At 72.1% G+C, this 18,714-nt stretch carries 21 protein-coding genes; 18 read left to right on the forward strand and 3 right to left on the reverse strand.

What is annotated here, in order from left to right; translation table 11 throughout:
* The first annotated feature begins 16 nt into the window (after positions 1–16).
* Genes BMX74_RS34725 through BMX74_RS34745 form a run of 5 tightly spaced genes read left to right on the forward strand, consistent with a single transcriptional unit; the run spans position 17 to position 3,336 of the window.
* Positions 17–838 carry an IclR family transcriptional regulator gene (locus tag BMX74_RS34725; RefSeq protein ID WP_055504174.1) on the forward strand — a complete coding sequence of 274 codons (822 nt, stop codon included), beginning with the start codon at positions 17–19 and terminating at the stop codon, positions 836–838.
* Positions 835–1,497 carry an MOSC domain-containing protein gene (locus BMX74_RS34730; protein ID WP_091104782.1) on the forward strand — a complete coding sequence of 221 codons (663 nt, stop codon included), beginning with the start codon at positions 835–837 and terminating at the stop codon, positions 1,495–1,497. The genes BMX74_RS34725 and BMX74_RS34730 overlap by 4 nt, the downstream gene beginning before the upstream one ends.
* A gap of 15 nt (positions 1,498–1,512) precedes the next feature.
* Positions 1,513–1,707 (forward strand): ferredoxin, encoded by a 195-nt coding sequence (locus tag BMX74_RS34735; protein ID WP_201784594.1) that lies wholly within the window; start codon positions 1,513–1,515, stop codon positions 1,705–1,707.
* Positions 1,704–2,933 carry an NAD(P)/FAD-dependent oxidoreductase gene (locus BMX74_RS34740; protein ID WP_063792136.1) on the forward strand — a complete coding sequence of 410 codons (1,230 nt, stop codon included), beginning with the start codon at positions 1,704–1,706 and terminating at the stop codon, positions 2,931–2,933. The genes BMX74_RS34735 and BMX74_RS34740 overlap by 4 nt, the downstream gene beginning before the upstream one ends.
* 25 nt (positions 2,934–2,958) lie before the next feature.
* A complete protein-coding gene (locus BMX74_RS34745; RefSeq protein WP_091104783.1) occupies positions 2,959–3,336 on the forward strand; it encodes a carbohydrate kinase family protein in 378 nt (125 codons plus the stop codon).
* A gap of 98 nt (positions 3,337–3,434) precedes the next feature.
* Here BMX74_RS34745 and BMX74_RS34750 read toward each other — a convergent pair whose 3' ends face one another.
* Entirely contained in the window at positions 3,435–3,800 is a 366-nt protein-coding gene (locus BMX74_RS34750) for a DUF4267 domain-containing protein (protein ID WP_091104784.1), read from the reverse strand.
* Positions 3,801–3,890: 90 nt separating this feature from the next.
* Here BMX74_RS34750 and BMX74_RS34755 point away from each other — a divergent pair, with 90 nt between their 5' ends.
* The 9 genes from BMX74_RS34755 (at position 3,891) to BMX74_RS34800 (ending at position 13,086) form a co-directional block, all read left to right on the forward strand.
* Complete coding sequence (locus BMX74_RS34755) at positions 3,891–4,490, forward strand: TetR/AcrR family transcriptional regulator (RefSeq protein WP_091104786.1); 600 nt, start codon at positions 3,891–3,893, stop codon at positions 4,488–4,490.
* A gap of 323 nt (positions 4,491–4,813) precedes the next feature.
* Positions 4,814–5,404: a helix-turn-helix domain-containing protein gene (locus tag BMX74_RS34765; RefSeq protein ID WP_176573393.1), complete on the forward strand. Its 591-nt coding sequence runs from the start codon at positions 4,814–4,816 to the stop codon at positions 5,402–5,404.
* Positions 5,405–5,441: 37 nt separating this feature from the next.
* Complete coding sequence (locus BMX74_RS34770; RefSeq protein ID WP_091104790.1) at positions 5,442–6,722, forward strand: MFS transporter; 1,281 nt, start codon at positions 5,442–5,444, stop codon at positions 6,720–6,722.
* Positions 6,723–6,744: 22 nt separating this feature from the next.
* The gene (locus BMX74_RS34775) at positions 6,745–8,091 is read left to right on the forward strand and encodes an FAD-dependent oxidoreductase (RefSeq protein ID WP_055504182.1); all 1,347 of its coding nucleotides are present in this window, start codon (positions 6,745–6,747) and stop codon (positions 8,089–8,091) included.
* The gene (locus BMX74_RS34780; protein WP_082535076.1) at positions 8,088–9,266 is read left to right on the forward strand and encodes a CaiB/BaiF CoA transferase family protein; all 1,179 of its coding nucleotides are present in this window, start codon (positions 8,088–8,090) and stop codon (positions 9,264–9,266) included. The genes BMX74_RS34775 and BMX74_RS34780 overlap by 4 nt, the downstream gene beginning before the upstream one ends.
* Positions 9,263–10,042 (forward strand): enoyl-CoA hydratase-related protein, encoded by a 780-nt coding sequence (locus tag BMX74_RS34785; RefSeq protein WP_055504184.1) that lies wholly within the window; start codon positions 9,263–9,265, stop codon positions 10,040–10,042. Before BMX74_RS34780 ends, BMX74_RS34785 begins: the two co-directional genes overlap by 4 nt.
* Positions 10,042–10,914: a dihydrodipicolinate synthase family protein gene (locus tag BMX74_RS34790; protein WP_055504185.1), complete on the forward strand. Its 873-nt coding sequence runs from the start codon at positions 10,042–10,044 to the stop codon at positions 10,912–10,914. Before BMX74_RS34785 ends, BMX74_RS34790 begins: the two co-directional genes overlap by 1 nt.
* On the forward strand, positions 10,914–11,675 hold the full coding sequence (locus BMX74_RS34795; RefSeq protein WP_055504186.1) for an SDR family oxidoreductase: 762 nt from the start codon (positions 10,914–10,916) through the stop codon (positions 11,673–11,675). Before BMX74_RS34790 ends, BMX74_RS34795 begins: the two co-directional genes overlap by 1 nt.
* Positions 11,676–11,688: 13 nt before the next feature.
* Positions 11,689–13,086, forward strand: a complete 1,398-nt coding sequence (locus BMX74_RS34800) for an aldehyde dehydrogenase family protein (protein WP_091104792.1) — start codon at positions 11,689–11,691, stop codon at positions 13,084–13,086.
* A 32-nt stretch (positions 13,087–13,118) separates the two neighbouring features.
* Here the strand turns inward: BMX74_RS34800 and cobF are convergent, their stop codons facing one another.
* Entirely contained in the window at positions 13,119–13,889 is a 771-nt protein-coding gene (cobF, locus tag BMX74_RS34805; RefSeq protein WP_091104794.1) for a precorrin-6A synthase (deacetylating), read from the reverse strand.
* Positions 13,890–13,944: 55 nt separating this feature from the next.
* Here cobF and BMX74_RS34810 point away from each other — a divergent pair, with 55 nt between their 5' ends.
* The 4 genes from BMX74_RS34810 to BMX74_RS34825 are packed head-to-tail and all read left to right on the forward strand — an operon-like array spanning position 13,945 to position 17,169.
* Positions 13,945–14,340, forward strand: a complete 396-nt coding sequence (locus BMX74_RS34810; RefSeq protein ID WP_091104795.1) for a TIGR03618 family F420-dependent PPOX class oxidoreductase — start codon at positions 13,945–13,947, stop codon at positions 14,338–14,340.
* Complete coding sequence (gene cbiE / locus BMX74_RS34815) at positions 14,337–15,557, forward strand: precorrin-6y C5,15-methyltransferase (decarboxylating) subunit CbiE (protein ID WP_091104797.1); 1,221 nt, start codon at positions 14,337–14,339, stop codon at positions 15,555–15,557. Before BMX74_RS34810 ends, cbiE begins: the two co-directional genes overlap by 4 nt.
* Positions 15,554–16,297, forward strand: coding sequence for a precorrin-4 C(11)-methyltransferase (gene cobM / locus BMX74_RS34820; RefSeq protein WP_055504190.1), 744 nt, complete (start codon positions 15,554–15,556; stop codon positions 16,295–16,297). Before cbiE ends, cobM begins: the two co-directional genes overlap by 4 nt.
* The gene (locus BMX74_RS34825; RefSeq protein WP_091104798.1) at positions 16,294–17,169 is read left to right on the forward strand and encodes a cobalt-precorrin-6A reductase; all 876 of its coding nucleotides are present in this window, start codon (positions 16,294–16,296) and stop codon (positions 17,167–17,169) included. Before cobM ends, BMX74_RS34825 begins: the two co-directional genes overlap by 4 nt.
* Positions 17,170–17,232: 63 nt before the next feature.
* Here the strand turns inward: BMX74_RS34825 and BMX74_RS34830 are convergent, their stop codons facing one another.
* Entirely contained in the window at positions 17,233–18,714 is a 1,482-nt protein-coding gene (locus tag BMX74_RS34830) for a precorrin-2 C(20)-methyltransferase (RefSeq protein ID WP_091104800.1), read from the reverse strand.

An 18,714-nucleotide genomic window follows, 5' to 3' on the forward strand; every position in this document is an offset into this window, starting at 1 on the left:
CCGATCAGGAGGACCGATGCAAGTCGTCGAACGAGCGCTGGCAACGCTGCGGTCGCTCGCCCCGCACAGCGAAGGGCTCAGCCTCGCCGAGCTCGCCGCCCGGCTGGACGTACCCCAGGGCAGCATGCACCGTCTGCTCGCCGTCCTGGAGCGAGAGCAGTTCGTCACCCGCTCGCCGTCGAACCGCCGGTATTTTCTCGGTGCCGCGGCACGCCAGCTCTCCGAGATCAACGCGAGCCGGCACGCGACGCTGGTGACCCCCCATCCGGCGCTGACGGACGCCGGGGCGCGGAGCGGCGAGACGGTCTTCCTGACGGAACTGGTCGGCGACCGGGCCGTGTGCGTGGCACTGGTCGAATCCCAGCATCCGCTGCGTCTGTTCGTCCGGATCGGCCAGGACATGCCGCTGCACGCCTCGGCGGCCGCGCGTGTCCTGCTCGCTCATCGGGCGCCGGAGGAGGCGCAGCGACTGCTGGCCAACTACCCGTTGACCCGGTTCACCGACGAGACTCCGCACTCGGTGAAGCAGGTCCTCGACCACCTGGCACTCGTACGGGCGCGCGGCTACGACGTCTGCGACGAGGAACTCGACCCCGGCGTCTGGGCGGTCTCCGCACCCGTGTACGTCTCGACGGGCCGGGTGGTGGCGTCCGTGACGCTGGCGGCCCCCGGCCACCGGGTGCTGGACCCCCAGGTGCGCGACAGCGCCCGCCGCATGGTGGTCACCGCGGCCGCCGCCATGTCGGCGGATCTCGGCTGGACAGAGCCGTCGGACCTCGGAGAACCACTGCCCCCTGTCAGCCCGGAGCGTGAGGACACCGGAGTGAAAAGATCATGATCAGTGGCCGGCTCACGTCCCTCAACATCGGAGCCGTCGGCGTCATCCGCCAGGGAGACAAGGAGATCGTCACCGCCTACCACAAGTTCCCGGTGGCCCATCCGCTGTATCTGACCGACCTGGGTTTCCCCGGAGACGAGCATGTGTACGAGGGGCACGGCGGCCCCGATAAATCGGTCTGTGTCTACCCGTACGAACACTACGAGCACTGGACGAGCCTGCTCGGCGTGACCATGCCGCCCGCGGCGGCCTTCGGGGAAAACTTCACCGTGACCGGGCTGCTGGAACGAGAGGTTCACATCGGGGACGTCTTCGCGGTGGGCGAGGCGCTGGTCCAGGTGACCCAGCCCCGGTCGCCCTGCTACAAGATCGCCGCACGGTACGGCATGCCGAAGATGGCCCTGGAGCTCAAGCGGAAGGGCTTCACCGGCTTCATGATGCGCACGGTGCGGGAAGGCAGGGTCCAGCAGGGCCAGGCGCTGGAGCTGGTCAGCCGCGAGGAGCACGGCGTCACCGTCGCCGAGGCGAACCGCATCCTGCACATCGACGTGGCCGACCTCGAATCGGCCGCCCGGCTTCACGCGGTCGCCTCACTCGGCCGGCACTCGCGAGAAGCCCTCGCCGAACGCTTGGCGAACGTCCCCACGGCACCCGCGTAGAAAGGCACAACGTTGTTGCACATCATCGTCGATACCGGCAAGTGCGAAGGTTTCGGCAACTGCGTCATGGCCGACCCCGACACCTTCGACCTCGGTGACGACGGCCTGGTCGTCTCCCTGCGCGCCACGGCTGAGGAACACGACCGCGCGCGCGTCGAGGAAGCCGCGCGCAGCTGCCCTGTCGAGGCGATCACCCTAGAGCGCCGATGAGCACCGGCACACCGGGCGTGGTGATCGTCGGCGGTGGGCTGGCCGGCGTCCGAACGGCCGAGGCGCTGCGCCGTAACGGCTACAAGGCACCGATCACCGTCGTCGGCGCCGAACGGCACGCTCCCTACGACCGTCCCCCTCTGTCGAAACAGCTGCTCCTTGGCACCGTGGCCGAAGACCGGGTGACCCTGCGAACGGCCGCCGAACTGGCCTCGTCGCGGATAGAGCTTCGCCTCGGACTCGCGGCGGTCGCCCTGCGCAGGGAGGACTCCACGGTCGAGCTGTCCGACGGCAGCGTGCTGCCGTACGAACGGCTGGTCGTGGCGACCGGAGCCCGCGCGCGCACGCTCCCCGGACACGAGCGCGCCGGCGTGCATGCGCTGCGCACCCTGGACGACGCCCTGGCCGTCCGCGCGGCGCTCGCGACGGCGGCGAACATCGTGATCGTGGGAGGCGGCTTCATCGGTGCGGAAGTCGCCTCCGCCGCCCGCGCCCGAGGCGTGCCGGCCACTGTGATCGAGGCTTCGGCCAATCCGTTGAGCGGTGTGCTCGGGCCCTTGATCTCCCAGGCCTGCGCCGATCTGCACAGCGCGAACGGCACGCGGGTGCTCACCGACGCCGTGGTGGCCGGTTTCGAGGGCGACGAGGCGGTGCGGGCGGTGTCCCTCGCTGACGGCCGCCTGATCCCCGCCGACCTCGTGGTCTGTGGCGTCGGCGTGGAACCGAATGTCGAATGGCTGGCCGATACCGGTCTCGACATCGACGGAGGGCTGCGCTGTGACGCCGCCGGCCGGGCTGACTCCGCCGGGACCGTGTACGGGGTCGGCGACGTGGCGCGCTGGTGGCATCCGCTGCTGGGCACGGCGAACCGGATCGAGCACTGGGCGCACGCCGTTGAGCAGGCGGAAAGCGTCGCGACGACCATCGCCGCCGGCGAACCGGCCGAGCTGAGCGCCGTGCCGTACGTGTGGTCGGACCAGTACGGCGTCAAGATACAGATCGTCGGCAGGCCGGATCCCGGGCATGAGGTCACCCTCGTGGAGGGCTCCCTGGAGCAGGCGCGCTTCCTCGCTCTGTACACGGCGGAAGGCGGCGTCAGGGCGGCCGTCGCCTTCGGCCGTCCCCGGCTCGCGGCCCGTGCCCGTCCCCTAGTCGGCAGGGCCGTACCCCTGGCCGAGGCGATCTCCGAACTCGGTCTCGCCACCGGGGTGACGGCGTGCCGGTGAAGGCGCGGGGTGTGTTGGCTCCCGGTTGGCGCCATCGGACATCGACCGAGCCTCCGCCTCCATCACCGACGCCGACATCCTGCTGCTCCAGCTTGAGATCTCCGAACCCACCGCCCTGTACGCGGCCCGACTGGCGGCAGCGGCCGGGACACGGGTGCTGCTCAACGCCTCACCGTGGACGGCCCCCTCTGACGCGCTGCTCGGCCTCGCCGACCTCGTCGTCGTCAACGAGCACGAGGACCTCCTGCCGGCCGGGCGGGGCCGGTCGGTGGGTGTCACCCTTGGTGCGAAGGGCGCACGATGGGGCGAGGTCATGGTCGCGGCACCCCCCATCGACCCGATCGGCGGGCGCAGAAGCCTGTACGTGGCCCGGAGCCCAGCTCGAGTCTCCGTGCTGACATGACACCTTCCTGCTGCTCCGTCAAGGGGATCCAGGCCGTCCGAACACCTGCGTAAGAGGTGCGCGCTGCTCACTGCCAGCGGGACAGGGCCTTGGCAGGGTCAGAGGGCGAAGAGGAGGGCGGCGGTGAGGAGGATGAGCATGGCGGTGGCGAAGTGGACGCCGAACGCGACCGCCTTGGCGCCGCCGTTGCGCAGCACGATCAGGGTGTCGCCCAGCGGGAGCAGGGCGACGACGAGCATGAACCAGGCTTCGGCGTGGGCGCCGGCGAAGGCCAGCAGGGCCAGGCCGACCAGGCCGTAGGTGCCGTCGCGCAGGCCCTTGATCGTCAGGTAGACGCTGTACTCCTTGGCGGGGACGCCGTAGCCCGCGGCGGCGGGGCGCGGCGCGAGCAGGAAGCGGGCCCCGATGAGCAGGCACAGCAGGTTGAGGGCGATGGCAAGACCGTAGGCGGTGATGGTGAGCATGGGGGTCTCTCCGAGTGCTAGCGCTGCTAGGAACAAGAAGAACGCTAGCAGAGCATCGGCACAACCGCTAGCGGTGCTAGATTTGAAGGCATGTCGATCCAGAGCCGCAAGGAACGCGAACGTGCGCAGCGGGAGAAACTCATCATCACGGCGGCTCTGGAACTGGCCGAGGCCGAGGGCTGGGAAGCGGTGACCACGCGGCGGCTGGCCGAGCGGATCGAGTACAGCCAGCCCGTTCTCTACAGCCACTTCAAGGGCAAGGACGCGATCGTGGCGGCCGTCGCCGTGGAAGGCTGCGCCGACCTGGCCGTCGAACTGCGCGCGGCGAGGACCGCCGCGCCGGACGCCACGTCCGCCCTCGCCCGGATCAGCGCCGCCTACGTGGCGTTCGCCGACCGGCGACCGGCGCTCTACGACGCCATCTTCAACCAGACCGTCGACCTGCCCTTCGCCACGCCGGAGGCCCCGGCCGCCCTGCACGCCGCGTTCGACGAGCTCGCGGCGGCCGTCGGCCCGCACGCGAACGGCGCCGACCTGGGCCTGCTGACCGAGACCTTCTGGGCGGCCCTGCACGGCCTGGTGACCCTGATGCGCGGCGGCCGCCTCCCCCGCGAGCACCACGACACGCGCCTCGCCCTCCTCCTCGAACGCTTCACCGGTACGCCCGCCGGCCCCGGCCGGACGCTCTGACGCGGCCGGCGGGCCAATGGCGTCCCGCCCGGTCCAGTTCGACGAGCTGGGCGAGCCCGTGGAGGACATGGAGATCCAGCTGAACCGGATCGCCTCCCCGTGGGACACCGAGCTCGTCCTGCGCGTACTTCTTCGCCGGGACCACGGACGAGACGGTCGCCTACGTCGCCCAGCACGGCGACGGGGGGCGCCGCTGGAGGCGGTCCACGAGGAGGCGCACGCCCGGTTCCGGGGCCGGCCATGCCCACAGGCGCTCTCTTCAACATCCTAAAGATTTTCATCATCCTATTGACGGTGAAGGGAGCTTCATTAAGATGAAGCCCATGATGAACGACAGCACCCCCGAGTCGGCAACGGCCATGCTCGGCGCTGTCGGCGCCCGAGTCCGCTCTCTGCGCAAGGAGCGGCGGCTCACGCTCGACCAACTCGCCGAGCTGGCGGGGCTGAGCACGGGCATCATCAGCCAGGTGGAGCGAGGGCTGGCCAACCCGTCGTTCCTCACGCTGGTCCAGCTGGCACACGGGCTCGGCATCCCCGTGGGAACGCTGTTTCATGTGCAGGAGGAGCATCGCTCACCGCTGGTCCGCAGAGCGGAGCGGCGGCGGCTCGACGGGCACGGCCTGGACAAGACCGCGATCTACGAGCTGCTCACCCCCGACCTCAACGGCGCGTTGGAGGTCACCTGGGTAGAGACCCAACCAGGGCATGACACCAGCGCCACCCCGTTCACCCACAACGGGGAGGAAGTCGGCATCATCCTGTCCGGGCACAAAGAGGTGTACCTGGACGGTGTGAAGTACGAGCTCGGGCCAGGCGATTCCATTCGCTACCCATCCACCATCCCGCACTGGTACGCCAACACCGGTGACGAGGTTTGCACAGCGATCTGGGTGATCACTCCACCTACCTGGTGACCTCCGGGCGGGAACCCCCCACGAAAGGCGGATCGCCATGTCCGCAACCACCACCTCGACCTCCCCTGCCCAGAATCCGGCCACCACCCGTACTGCGATGCTCGGCCTCGGGCTGGGCAACACGCTCGAGTGGTACGACTGGATGCTCTTCGGTCTCGTCTCCCCTTACATCGGCCCTCACTTCTTCCCCTCGCACGATCCCGTCGCCTCCACTCTGAGCGCGCTGGCCGTGTTCGCGGTCGGCTTCGCCGTACGGCCGCTCGGCGGGGTGCTGCTCGGCACCGTCGCCGACCTCGTCGGCCGGCGACGGATCATGGTCCTCTCCGTCGCGATGATGGCGGCCACCACACTGCTGATCGCCATCTTGCCGGCCTATGAACAGATCGGCGTCTGGTCCGGCGTGATCCTGCTGGTCTGCCGTCTCATCCAGGGCGTCTCCACCGGTATCGAGGCGCCGCTGTCCACGGTCTACGCCGTCGAGGTGTCGCCGGTGGGGCGTGAGGCGAGGGCGGCCGGCTTCATGAGCCTTTTCGTCAACCTCGGCCTCGTGATGGCCTCGCTGGTGAGCTTCTTCACCAGCCTCGTGCTCGGCGCGGCGGCCATGCAGGACTGGGGCTGGCGCGTCCCGTTCGCCATCGGGGCCGTGATGGGCGTGCTCGTGCTCTACCTTCGGCGTGCGCTGCCCGAGACGCTGCACGAAAGCGACCGCCCGGCGACCTCGGTCTGGCGCGGGGTCGGCAAGCACTGGCTCGGCCTCGTTGCGATGATCTTCGTGGTGGGCGCCGCGCAGGCCTACAACTACGCCTGGGCCGTCGGCCTGCCCAATCTCGCTCGCGCCACGTTCGGTGAGGACCCGACGGCGGTCTTCGCCGCTTCCACCGGGCTCGGCCTGATCATGCTCGTCGGCTCCCCGCTCGTGGGGTGGCTGGCGGACAAGGTCACACTGTCACGCGCGTTCACTGTCAGCAGGCTGCTGGCCGTACCCGCGGTGTTCTTGATGCTGCTCTACAGCCGACCGGGTCTGGGCGGCCTGTACGGCGTCATCTTCGGCGGGGCGCTGGTGCTGGTGCTCAACATGACCCTGTACAACCTCGTGGCCACCTCGCTGATGCCGAAGTACTGCCGTGCGACCGGCGTGGCTCTCGGATACGGCATCGCGGTGGCGCTCTTCGGCGGCACGGCGTCCTACCTCCTGGTCTGGCTCCAGGGCAACCGGCTGCTCTGGCTCTTCCCCGTCTACGTCGCCGTCCTGTCCCTGATCAGTGTCGTGCTCTACCTGGCCGCTCGGAAGTCCAGCGGCACCTTCGCCGGAAAGTGAGTGAGTGAGGAGGAATGTCGTGATGCAGCTGTCAGATCTCAAGATCACTTCAGACGCGTTGGCCGCGCCCGTGGTCCGCACCAGCGACGTCGTCGTCGTGGGCGGTGGCCCGGCGGGTGTCAGCGCCGCCGTCGCGGCCGCCCGCGCCGGGGCCGACGTCACCCTGCTGGAGAGGTACGCCGCGCTCGGCGGCCTCGCGTCGGGCGGCATGGTCCTGGTGCTCGACGACATGGTCAACGGTCAGGAGATCAGCGTCACCGGCCTGGTGTCGGAGTACGTGGAGCGCCTGGCCAAGCTGGGCCTGGCCGTCTACCCGCCGGAGCAGGACCGGATCGCCTCGGTGGACATGTGGAACAAGTGGGGCCGCTGGGGCACCTTCGACTTCCACTCCCACACCCAGCCAAAGCCGATCTGCTACGCCGTCGCCTTCGACCCCGACGGGTGGAAGAGGGTCTCCAACGACCTGGTCCGGGAGGCCGGGGTCCACCTGCGGCTGCATTCGTGGTTCTCCCAGCCGATCGTCGACGACGGCAGGCTGCGCGGCGTGGTGGTCGAGACCAAGGCGGGCCCGCAGGCGATCCTCGCCGACGTGGTGATCGACACCACCGGCGACATCGACGTCGCGGCCCGATCGGGGGCCGAGTACGCGCACGACAGCTACCTCACCACGCTGGTGTTCCGGCTCGGTGGCGTGGACACGGCTGCCGCCGAGAGGTTCGAGCAGGAGAACCCGCGTGAGGCCAGGGCGACCAACCGCAAGATCAAGCGACTGCTGGGCGGCGCCTGGGAGCTCTGGTGGCTCAAGACCCCGGTCCCCGGGGTCGTCTGGTGCAACTGCCCCCACATGTCTGGATACGACGGGGCTGATCCGGAGTCTCTGACTCAGGCCGAGTTCGACGCGAGGGAACGCATCGCCGCGGCCGTCGACGAGGTCAGGAAGAGCCTTCCGGGTTTCGAGAACTGCTACCTGCTGGACGTGGCCGAGCAGATCGGCGTGCGGCAGACGCGTCTGCTCCGGGGCGAGTACGTCGTGACCAAGGACGACATCACCAACCGCCGGCACTTCACCGACTCGGTGGCCCGCGGGCGCGACTACTACACCCCCTATCGCGCCCTCCTGCCCCGTCAGGTCGACCAGCTCCTGGTCGCCGGGCGTCACTACTCCGCCACGCCGGACGCCCAGCGCATCTCCCGCGAGATTCCGCCCTGCATGGCGATGGGCCAGGCGGCCGGTGTGGCCGCGGCCCTGGCCGTGGACGGTGGGGTGGCCGTGCGGCAGGTGGACCCGGTGGCGATCCAGCGCGGGATGCGCGCCCAGGGAGCCGACCCGGGAGACGTTCCATCCCCCAACGCGGAGGTGGCGGCATGAAGCCGCTCGAAGGAATCACCGTTCTGGACTTCACCCAGGTGTACATGGGGCCGAGCTGCACGCAGCTGCTCGGAGACTACGGCGCCGACGTGATCAAGGTTGAGCGGCCTGGCTCGGGTGACCTGTCCAGGACGTCCATCCCCGATCCCGACGGCCTCGACAACCCGATCTTCCTCTCCATCAACCGCAACAAGCGCAGCGTCAGCATCGACACGCGGTCCGAGCAGGGCAAGCAGGTCATCTACCGCCTGGTCGGGGACGCCGACGTGGTGGTCAGCAACTTCCGTTCCGGCGTGATGGAGCGGCTCGGGTTCGGCTACGAGCGGCTGCGCGAGGTCAACCCGCGCGTCATCTGGGCCTCTGGCACCGGATTCGGCCCAGAGGGCCCGTACAGCCACAAGGGCGGGCAGGACGTGATCGCCCAGGCGTACTCCGGTGTGATGTGGCGTCGCGAATCGTCCGACCTGCCGCTGTCGGTCTACCCGACGACGCTCGCCGACTACACCACCGGCATGCACCTCATGCAGGGCATCCTGCTCGCCCTGCGCACCCGCGACCTGACCGGCGAGGGCCAGAAGGTCGAGGTCACCATGTACGACTCGATGCTCCACATGCAGATGCAGGAAGCCTGCATGCAGCTCAACCGCGGCTACGAGATCAACTGGGCCGCCATGCCCCTCAGCGGCGTCTTCGCGACCAGCGACGGCGCGCTCTGCATGGTCGGCGCCTTCAAGGAGAACCCGCTGCGCGACGTCTGCGTGGCCCTCGAACTGGACGAGGACCTGTCACGGCGCCCCGAGTACGCCACGCAGGAGGAGCAGTTCGCCCGCCGTCCTGAGCTGCAGGCCGTCTTCCGCGAGCGCTTCGCCACGAACACCACGGCTTACTGGCTCAAACGGCTGGAGGGCCAGGACATCCTGTGCGCTCCCGTACGCACGCTGGAGCAGGCGCTCGCCGACGAGCAGACGACGGTCAACCGCATGATCCTGGAGACGGACCATCCGGTGGCAGGCCGGATCAGGACGCTGTCCGCGCCGATCCGGCTGTCGGCCTCGCCCTTCGACGTACGGCACGCGCCGCCGCGCCTCGGCGAGCACAACGCCGAGGTGCTGGCCGAGCACGGCTTCACCGCCGAGCAGATCGAGGCGCTCGTCAGGGCGGGGGTGCTGGGATGAGCGTGCACTTCGAGGTCAGGGAGCACGTCGCGCGGGTCACCATCGACCGTCCTGAGGTGCTCAACGCCGTGGACGACAGGACCCACCGCGCCCTCGTCGAGACCTGGGAACGCATCGAGGCCGACCGCGACGTACGCGTCGTGGTCGTGACCGGCGCCGGGGAGAAGGCCTTCTGCGTCGGCGCCGACATGTCCGCCGCTGCGGTCGGCAAGACCGGTCTGGAGTACTGGGCCGCGCTCGACCCCGACGGCTTCGGCGGCCTGTCGCTGCGCACCACGCTCGACGTGCCGGTGATCGCCAGGGTGAACGGCTACGCGCTCGGCGGCGGCATGGAGATGGTGCTGGGCTGCGACATCGTGGTGGCCGCGGAACACGCCCAGTTCGGGCTGACGGAGCCGCGGGTGGGACGCGTCGCACTGGACGGCGGGGTGACGCAGCTCGTGCGGCGCGTGCCGTACAACCAGGCGATGGGCCTGCTGCTCACCGGGCGGCGCGCCCGCGCGGCCGAGTTGGAGCGGATGGGGCTGGTGAACGAGGTCGTCCCGGCGGCGGAGCTGGACGCGGCGGTGGACCGCTGGGTGGCCGACGTCCTGGCCTGCTCGCCCTCGTCCCTCCGGGCGGTCAAGCAGATGGTGCAGCGCACCGCGCACCTCAGCAGCCAGGAGGCGCGGGCCGTACGCCTGCCTGCCCTGATGGAGGCGCTGGACAGCGAGGACAGCAAGGAAGGCGTGCTGGCCTTCCAGGAGAAGCGGAAGCCGGTGTGGAAGGGACAGTGATGCTGCAGCGAGGTGTCTGGGGGGTCGTCGCGACGCCGTTCGCCGGGTCCACCTTCGACGTCGACGAGCAGAGCCTGGCCAGGCTCGTCGAGCACTACGACAAGGCGGGCGTGACCGGGCTGACCGTGCTCGGGGTGTTCGGGGAGGCCGCGCAGCTGTCCTCGGAGGAGCGGCGGACTGTGCTGGAGACCGTCGTCGACGCGGTCGAGCTGCCCCTGGTGGTCGGCGCCACCTCACTGGGCACCGCACCCGTGGTGGAGGAGGTGCGGCTCGCTCGGGAGGTCGCCGGCGATCGGCTGGCAGGCGCGATGGTGCAGGTGAACTCGGCCGACCCGCACGTGCTGGCCGGGCACCTGCGCGCGGTGCACGAGGCCACCGGAGCCGGCCTGGTGGTGCAGGACTATCCGCTGGCCAGCGGGGTGAGCATCGGCACCGAGGCGCTGCTGGCCGCGCTGCGGGGCCTGGAGTTCGTGGTCGCGGTCAAGGCGGAGGCACCGCCGACGCCGGTCTCCGTGGCGGCGCTGACGGCCACGCTGGACGTGCCCGTCTTCGGTGGCCTCGGCGGGCTCGGTCTGCTGGACGAGCTGGCCTGCGGCGCCGCGGGCGCGATGACCGGCTTCTCCTTCCCCGAAGGGCTCATCGCCTGCGTACGAGCCTGGCACGAGGGCGGCTACGAGGCGGCCAGGGAGGCGTGGCTGCCGTACCTGCCGCTGGTGAACTTCGAGCAGCAGGCCAGGGTGGCGCTGGCCATCCGCAAGGAGTGCCTGCGCCAGCGCGGCCTCTTCCTCGAATCGAGCGTGCGGCCTCCGGCGGCGTCCTTGCCCCCGGCTCTGCACGAGCAGCTCAAGCGGCATCTGGCGGCGGTGAAGTGATGGACCTGGGACTCAAGGGCAGGACCGCGCTGGTGTGCGCCTCCACGGGGGGCCTCGGTGAGGCGACAGCCAGAACGCTGGCTCTCGAAGGGGCGCACGTCGTCGTGACGGGCCGCCGAGGCGAGCCGGCGCGCGCGGTCGCCGCCGAGTTGCCCGGCGCGACCGCTGTCGAAGCCGATCTGCTGGCTCCCGGTGGCGTCGAGAGCCTCGTCTCCGCCGCGGGCGAGGTGGACATCCTCGTGCTCAACGGTCCAGGCCCCAGACCGGGATCCGCCGCGGCGATGAGCGGCGAGGACCTGACGGCCGCGGTGGACGCGCTGGTCAGGCCGCACATCAAGCTCGTCTCCCTGCTCCTGCCGGGGATGCGGGCACGCGGCTGGGGCCGGATCCTCGCGATCGGGTCCAGCGGCGTCGTGGCTCCGCTCCCCAACCTGGCCCTGTCCAACCTCGGCAGATCCGCCCTCGCCGGCTATCTCAAGACGCTGGCCGCCGAGGTGGCGGCCGACGGAGTCACCGTCAACATGCTGCTGCCCGGCCGCATCGCCACCGCCCGCGTGGCGCAGCTCGACGCGGCCGCCGCCGAGCGTGACGGTCGGTCCGTCGCCGAGGTCGAGGCGGCCTCGCGCGCGGCCATCCCCGCAGGCAGGTACGGCAGGCCGGACGAGTTCGGCCAGGTGGCCGCCTTCCTCTGCGCCGAGCCCGCCTCCTACGTCACGGGCACCGCGCTGCGCTGCGACGGCGGCCTCGTCCGCACCCTCTGATTGGAGCATCCCAGTGACCGACGTGCTGAACCTGATCGGGGGTGAGCGCGTGGGTGATCCCCAGGTCACCCGCCGCAACCCGGCCGACCCCGGCGACGTCGTCGCCGTGACCCCCTCCTCCGACGCCTCGGTCGTGGACGCGGCGCTCGCGGCGGCGGCCGAGGCGCAGGCCGCCTGGGCGGCCACGCCCGCGCCCGCGCGCGGCGCGATCCTGCTGGACGCCGCCGACCTGCTGCGCTCCCGGCACTCCGAGGTGGCCTCCGACCTCAGCCGTGAGGAGGGCAAGACCCTCGCCGAGGCGGAGGGGGAGGTCCGCCGCGCCATCGACGTGCTCCGCTTCTTCGGCTCGCTCGGCTGGCGCGGTTCGGGGGAGGTACTGCCGAGCGGGCTGCCCGGCACCATGGTCTTCACCCGGCGCGAGCCGCTCGGCGTCGCCGCGCTGATCACACCGTGGAACTTCCCGATCGCCATCCCCGCGTGGAAGCTGGCTCCCGCGCTGGTCACGGGCAACGCCGTGGTCGTCAAGCCGGCCGAGCTCACACCGCTTTCCTTCGCGCATCTGACCGACGCGCTCGTGGAGGCAGGGTTGCCCGCCGGAGTGCTGAACGTCGTGCACGGCAAGGGCTCGGTCGTCGGTGACGCCCTGGCCAGGGACGAGCGGGTGGCGGCACTCTCCTTCACCGGCTCCACCGGGGTCGGCCTGGGCCTGCACAGGATCCTCAGCGACCGCCGGGCACGAGTCCAGCTCGAGATGGGCGGCAAGAACGCCTACCTGATCCTGGACGACGCCGACCCTCTTGCGGCCGCGAAGGTCGTCGCCGCCGGCGCCTTCAGCCTCACCGGGCAGGCGTGCACCGCGACCTCGCGGGTCTACTGCACGCCCGGCCTGCGGGAGGCGTTCCTCGACGCGCTGGCCGAGGAGGCCGAGTCGTACGTCATGGGCCCCGTGGTCAGTGAGCAGCAGCTCGCCGTGGACGTGGCCGGGATCGAGACCGCCAGAGCGGAGGGCGCCACGATCGTCTCCGGCGGTGCGGCACCGTCGGGGCAGTTCCTCCGGCCGACGGTCCTCACCGGGCTCACCCACGAGTCCTCCGTGGTCCGCGACGAGATCTTCGGGCCGGTCGTGGCCGTACTCGGGGTCGACTCCTACGAGGAGGGCCTGGCCCGGGTGAACGACTCGCGTTACGGGCTCACCGCCGGCATCTGCACCCGTGACCTGACCGCCGCCCACCACTTCGCCGCGCACGCCCAGGTCGGCGTGGTCAAGGTCAACCGCCCCACCACGGGCCTGGACCTGAACGTGCCGTTCGGCGGGGTCAAGGACTCCTCCTCCAACACGTTCAGGGAGCAGGGGACCGCCGCGCTCGACTTCTACACGTGGAGCAAGACGGTCTACCTGGGACACGATTGACAGGAGGCGGGCGGCTCGACAGCCGTCAGCGATCAGGCTCCGGGGTCCGCGGGTGGGGGTGTGCGGCGGAGCAGGTACGTGTCCATGATCCAGCCCTTGTCCTCCCTGGCCTGGCTGCGGAGGTCACGGATGCGGTCGGCGACCTCGGGTACCGGGCCGGAGACCAGGATCTCGTCCGGGGTGCCGAGGTAGGCGCCCCAGTGGATGTGGACGTCGGGGCCGAGGCCGGCGAAGGAGCAGTGGGCGTCCAGCATGACGACGACGTCGTCGGCCGTGAGGCCCTCCTCGGCGAGGCGGCGGCCGGTGGTGAGGTGGACGGGCCTGGCCACCCGGGTGAGGCTGGTGCGGTGGGCGGCGGTCAGGGCGGCGATGCTGCTGATGCCCGGGATGACCTGGTAGTCGAAGGTGACCTGGCCGCGGTCGAGCACCTCCTCCAAGATGGCGAGGGTGCTGTCGTACACGCCGGGGTCGCCCCAGACGAGGAACGCGCCGGTCTCGCCGTCGCGCAGCTCGTCCCGGATGAGTTGTTCGAAGACCTGGGAGCGGCGCGAGCGCCAGTCCTCGACGGCCTCGGCGTAGGCGGACGCGGACCTGTCGCGTTCGGGGTCGCGGGCCTCGACGACCCGGTACGTCCCGCGCCCGTGGGCGTCGATGAGGTCCTGGCGGAGGCGTACGAGTTCCTGCTTGGCCTCGCCCTTGTCCACGAGGAAGAACACGTCGGCCACGCCGATGGCCTTCGCTCCCTGGAGGGTGAGGTGGTCGGGGTCGCCGGCGCCGATGCCGATCACGAGGAGCCGCTTCACGGGTAAGAGTGTGCCAGAGCATACGATATTGCCTCGCTGATCCCCGAGGAGGCATGTGAACCTGGTTGAGCGCGGTGACGGTTTTGCCGAGTTCTGGCGGGAGCGGCACCTGTGCACGCTGTCCACGGTCAGGCCCGACGGCTCGCCGCACGTCGTACCGGTCGGCGCCACCCTGGACCTGCACGCGGGCGTCGCCCGCGTGATCACCTCGGGCGGCTCGCGCAAGGCGCGGCTCGTCGCCGCCGCGGGCCCCGAGGGGGCGAAGGTGGCGCTCTGCCAGGTGGACGGGCGCCGCTGGTCCACGCTGGAAGGGCTGGCCGTGGTGCGTGCCGAGGCGGACCAGGTGGCCGACGCCGAACGCCGCTACGCCGAGCGCTACCGGGCGCCCCGGCCGAACCCCGCCCGGGTCGTCCTGGAGATCCGGGTGACCCGCGTCCTGGGCAACGCGTGATCACGGTCGTCGGGATCGGCGCCGACGGCTGGGACGGCCTCGCCGGCCCCTCGCGCGACGCGATCCTCGCCGCCGGCGTCCTGATGGGCGGGCGCAGGCAGCTCGACCTCGTGCCGCCGTCGCCCGCCGAACGGGTGCCCTGGCCCTCGCCGCTGCTGCCCGCGCTGCCGGGGCTCGTGGAGGCGTACGCGGGGCGCGAGGTGTGCGTGCTGGCGAGCGGCGACCCCATGTTCTTCGGCATCGGCTCCACCCTCGTCCGGCTGGTCGGCGCGGAACGGGTGCGGGTGCTGCCGCACGTCTCCTCGCTCGCGCTGGCCTGCGCCAGGCTCGGCTGGCCCGTGGAGGACGTCCGGGTGGTCAGCCTGGTCGGCCGCCCGGCCGCCGCGCTGAACGCGGCCGTCCTGCCCGGCCGCCGCGTCCTCGTGCTCGGCGCCGACCGGGGCTCCCCGTCGGTGGTGGCCGGGCTGCTCACCGGCCGAGGGTACGGGCCGAGCCGCCTGACCGTGCTGGCGGACCTGGGCGCGCCTGGCGAGGCGGTCGTCCGCGGCACCGCCGAGAGCTGGACGGACCCCGCCCCTTCCGCGCTGAACGTGATCGCCGTCGAGTGCGTGGCCGGGCCCGGCGCGGCGCCGCTGCCGCTCGTGCCGGGACTGCCGGACACCGCGTACGAGCACGACGGGCAGCTCACCAAGCGGGAGGTGCGCGCCGTCAGCCTGTCGCGGCTCGCTCCGCTGCCCGGCGAGCTGCTGTGGGACGTCGGCGCGGGCGCGGGCAGCGTCGCGATCGAATGGCTGCGCAGCGACCCGTCCTGCCGGGCCGTCGCCGTGGAGAGCAGGGCCGACCGGGCCGCCGCCGTCCGGCGCAACGCCGACGCGCTGGGGGCGCCGTCGCTGCGCGTGGTCGAAGGACGGGCCCCGGCGGCGCTGGACGGGCTGCCCGACCCTGACGCGGTGTTCGTCGGCGGCGGGGCGACCGCGCCCGGCCTGCTGGAACACTGCTGGGAGGCGCTGCGGCCCGGAGGCAGGCTCGTGGTCAACGCCGTCACGGTCGAGTCGGAGGCGGTCGTCGCCGGCTGGTACGCCAGGCTCGGCGGCGACCTCGTACGGGTGTCGGTGCAGCGGGGGTCGCCGGTGGGCGGCTTCACCGGGTGGCGGGCCATGATGCCGGTGACCGTCTGGTCGGTCACCAGACCTGGCGCGAGAGGGGATGAGGCGTGACCGTCTTCTTCGTAGGGGCGGGTCCGGGCGCGGCCGACCTGATCACCGTGCGGGGGCTGCGGGTGCTGCGGTCGTCGCCCGTCTGCCTGTACGCCGGGTCGCTGGTGCCGCGCGAACTGCTCGACTCCTGCCCCGAGGGCGCGAGGCTCGTCGACACCGCGAACCTCACCCTGGACGAGATCGTCGCCGAGCTGGCCGCCGCGCACCGGGCCGGGCTCGACGTGGCCAGGCTGCACTCGGGCGACCCGTCGGTGTTCAGCGCCATGGCGGAGCAGCTGCGGCGGCTCGACGCGCTCGGCGTGCCGTACGAGGTGGTGCCCGGCGTGCCCGCCTTCGCCGCGGCCGCCGCCTCGCTGGGCAGGGAGCTGACCGTGCCCGGCGTCGGGCAGACCGTGATCCTCACCCGTACGTCGGCCAGGGCCACCCCGATGCCGGACGGCGAGGACCTGGCGACCCTGTCGGCGAGCCGGGCCACCCTGGTGCTGCACCTGGCCGTGCAGCGGATCGAGGCGGTCGTGGACGAGCTGCTGCCCTCGTACGGGGCCGACTGCCCGGTGGCCGTGGTGGCGCGGGCGAGCAGGGAGGACGAGGTGATCCTGCGCGGCACGCTGGCCGACATCGCGGGACGGGTCCGCGAGGCGGGCGTGCGGCGGACGGCGGTGATCGTGGTGGGGCGGGTGCTGTCGGCGTCGGAGTTCCCCGACAGCCACCTCTACAGCGCGGCCAGGCCGCGCGCATGAGGGACGTGGCGCCGCCCGCGGGCAGGCACGGGCGGCCCGTGCTGATCCTGGGCGGCACGGCCGAGGCGCGGGCGCTGGCCGCCGAGCTGGACGCGGCCGGGGTGCGGGTCGTGTCGTCGCTGGCCGGGCGGGTGACGAACCCGCGGCTTCCCGTCGGCGAGGTGCGCGAGGGCGGCTTCGGCGGTCCTGAGGGGCTGGCGGCGTGGCTGGCGGCCGAGGACGTCGCGGCGATGGTCGACGCGACGCACCCGTTCGCCGCCCGGATGACCGCGTCGGCCGCGAGCGCCGCCCGCGCGACCGGGGTGCCGCTGCTGGTGCTGCGGCGTCCGGGCTGGCGCGAGGAGCCCGGCGACGCCTGGCACCGCACCGGGTCACTGGAAGAGGCCGCCGCCCTGCTCCGGCAGCGGGCACGACTCGCGGGAGCCGGGCCGGAGCGGGCCGACCGGCCGCCGGTACGCCTCCCGGGAGCCGGGCCGGAGCGGGCCGACCGGCCGTCCCCGCTGCTCCGGGTGTTCCTGACGACGGGGCGGCGGAGCCTGCCGGCGTTCTCCGGGCTGGACGGGGTGTGGTTCCTGGCCAGGTCGGTGGACCCGCCGGAGCCGCCGGTGCCCGCGAACGTCCACGTGCTGCTCGACCGGGGGCCGTACACGGTGGAGGGGGAGCGGGCGCTCATCCGGGAGCACCGGCTGGACGTGCTCGTCACCAAGGACAGCGGCGGCGACATGACGCGGGCGAAGCTCGTCGCGGCCCGGGAGCTGGGCCTCCCCGTGGTCATGGTGGACCGCCCGCCGCTGCCGCCCGGCGTCAGGCTCGTGGGCACGGCGGCGGAGGCCGCCCGCTGGGCCCGCCACCACGCCGCCCCCGGCCCCTGACACCGGGGCCCCGCGCCTGCTCCGGGCATCCGCGAAGGCGGCCAGGCGCCCCGCGGAGGCGGGTCATGGGTAGCGGCGGGGGGTGTAGACGAGGCCGTGCGGGCCGACCCGGGTCGTCGAGGAGCCGATGATGAGCAGGCAGCGCATGTCCACCAGGGCCGGGTCAAGCTCGCCCAGCGTCGTGACGGTGAGGCTCTCGCCGGAGCCGCCGACGTCGCGTCCGATCACCACGGGCGTGGCCGGGTCGCGGTGTTCGAGCAGCAGGTCGCGGGCGGCGGCCATCTGCCACGTACGGCTGCGCGACGCCGGGTTGTAGATCGCGAGCACCAGGTCGGCACGAGCGGCGGCGGTCAGCCTGGCGGCCACCACGTCCCACGGCTTGAGCAGGTCCGACAGCGACAGAACGCAGTAGTCGTGGCCGAGGGGCGCCCCGGCGCGGCTCGCGACCGCCTGCGCGGCCGTGAGCCCGGGGACGACGCGTACCGGCACGTCCGGGAAGTTTTCGGCTGCTTCGAGCACGGCGCTCGCCATGGCGAACACCCCGGGGTCGCCCGACGACACCACGGCGACCCGCGCGCCTCCCCTGGCCAGCTCCAGCGCGTGCCTGGCCCGTTCCGCCTCGACCCGGTTGTCGGTGCGGTGCCGCGTCTGGCGCGGGTTCGGCGGCACCCGGTCCACGTACGGGCCGTAGCCGACCAGGTCGGTGGCGGCGGCGAGCGCCTCCTGCGCCTCCGGCGTCAGCCAGGGCCGCCCGGCCGGTCCGAGGCCCACCACCGTCACCTCGCCGGAGGCGGCCACGACCGGGGGCGGCGGCGTGAAGGTGCGCTCGGCCGGGCTCGGCAGCAGGGCCAGCGAGAAGTACGGCACCCCCTCGGGATCGACGTCCTTGAGCGGGGCGACCCGCTCGCCGCCCATGGTGGCGCGCTCGACGTACCAGGCGTCGTCGAGCCGCCCGGCGTCGGCGAGGGCGTCGCGCACCTTCCCGAACGTCCTGCCGAGCTTGAGCACGGCCGCCGAGTCGGTGGCGCGCAGCCGCTCGGCGAGCGCCCCGGCGGGCAGCGTGCCGGGCAGGACGGTGAGCACCTCGTCGCGCTCCACCAGGGGGCGTCCGAGCACGGCCGACGCCGCGCTGACCGACGTCACCCCCGGCACCACCTCGGTCGGGTATCGGTGGGCGAGCCGCTTGTGCATGTGCATGTACGAGCCGTAGAAGAGCGGGTCGCCTTCGGCGAGCACCACCACGGTGCGTCCGGCGTCGAGGTGGGCGGCCAGCCGGGCGGCGCAGTCGGCGTAGAAGTCGTCCAGCGCCCCCTGGTAGCCGCCCGGGTGGTCGGTGGTCTCGGTGGTGACCGGGTACAGCAGCAGTTCCTCGGTCTGCCCCTCCCGCAGGTACGGCGCCGCGATGGAGCGGGCGATGCTGCGGCCGTGCCTGGCCGCGTGGTAGGCGACGACGTCGGCCTCGCCGATGAGCCTGGCGGCCTTGACCGTGACCAGTTCGGGGTCGCCGGGCCCCAGCCCCACCCCGTACAGCCGTCCCTCACCCAT

This window comes from Nonomuraea pusilla (genome assembly GCF_900109355.1).
In the GTDB taxonomy this organism is placed as follows: Bacteria; Actinomycetota; Actinomycetes; order Streptosporangiales; family Streptosporangiaceae; genus Nonomuraea; species Nonomuraea pusilla.

Bases quoted from the DNA above. Each gene is read 5' to 3' on its own strand.
- BMX74_RS34725 (WP_055504174.1), top strand. From the start codon at position 17: ATGCAAGTCGTCGAACGAGCGCTGGCAACGCTGCGGTCGCTCGCCCCG.
- BMX74_RS34730 (WP_091104782.1), top strand. From the start codon at position 835: ATGATCAGTGGCCGGCTCACGTCCCTCAACATCGGAGCCGTCGGCGTC.
- BMX74_RS34740 (WP_063792136.1), top strand. From the start codon at position 1,704: ATGAGCACCGGCACACCGGGCGTGGTGATCGTCGGCGGTGGGCTGGCC.
- BMX74_RS34750 (WP_091104784.1), bottom strand. From the start codon at position 3,800: ATGCTCACCATCACCGCCTACGGTCTTGCCATCGCCCTCAACCTGCTG.
- BMX74_RS34755 (WP_091104786.1), top strand. From the start codon at position 3,891: ATGTCGATCCAGAGCCGCAAGGAACGCGAACGTGCGCAGCGGGAGAAA.
- BMX74_RS34765 (WP_176573393.1), top strand. From the start codon at position 4,814: ATGATGAACGACAGCACCCCCGAGTCGGCAACGGCCATGCTCGGCGCT.
- BMX74_RS34770 (WP_091104790.1), top strand. From the start codon at position 5,442: ATGTCCGCAACCACCACCTCGACCTCCCCTGCCCAGAATCCGGCCACC.
- BMX74_RS34775 (WP_055504182.1), top strand. From the start codon at position 6,745: ATGCAGCTGTCAGATCTCAAGATCACTTCAGACGCGTTGGCCGCGCCC.
- BMX74_RS34780 (WP_082535076.1), top strand. From the start codon at position 8,088: ATGAAGCCGCTCGAAGGAATCACCGTTCTGGACTTCACCCAGGTGTAC.
- BMX74_RS34785 (WP_055504184.1), top strand. From the start codon at position 9,263: ATGAGCGTGCACTTCGAGGTCAGGGAGCACGTCGCGCGGGTCACCATC.
- BMX74_RS34790 (WP_055504185.1), top strand. From the start codon at position 10,042: ATGCTGCAGCGAGGTGTCTGGGGGGTCGTCGCGACGCCGTTCGCCGGG.
- BMX74_RS34795 (WP_055504186.1), top strand. From the start codon at position 10,914: ATGGACCTGGGACTCAAGGGCAGGACCGCGCTGGTGTGCGCCTCCACG.
- BMX74_RS34825 (WP_091104798.1), top strand. From the start codon at position 16,294: ATGAGGGACGTGGCGCCGCCCGCGGGCAGGCACGGGCGGCCCGTGCTG.
- BMX74_RS34830 (WP_091104800.1), bottom strand. From the start codon at position 18,714: ATGGGTGAGGGACGGCTGTACGGGGTGGGGCTGGGGCCCGGCGACCCC.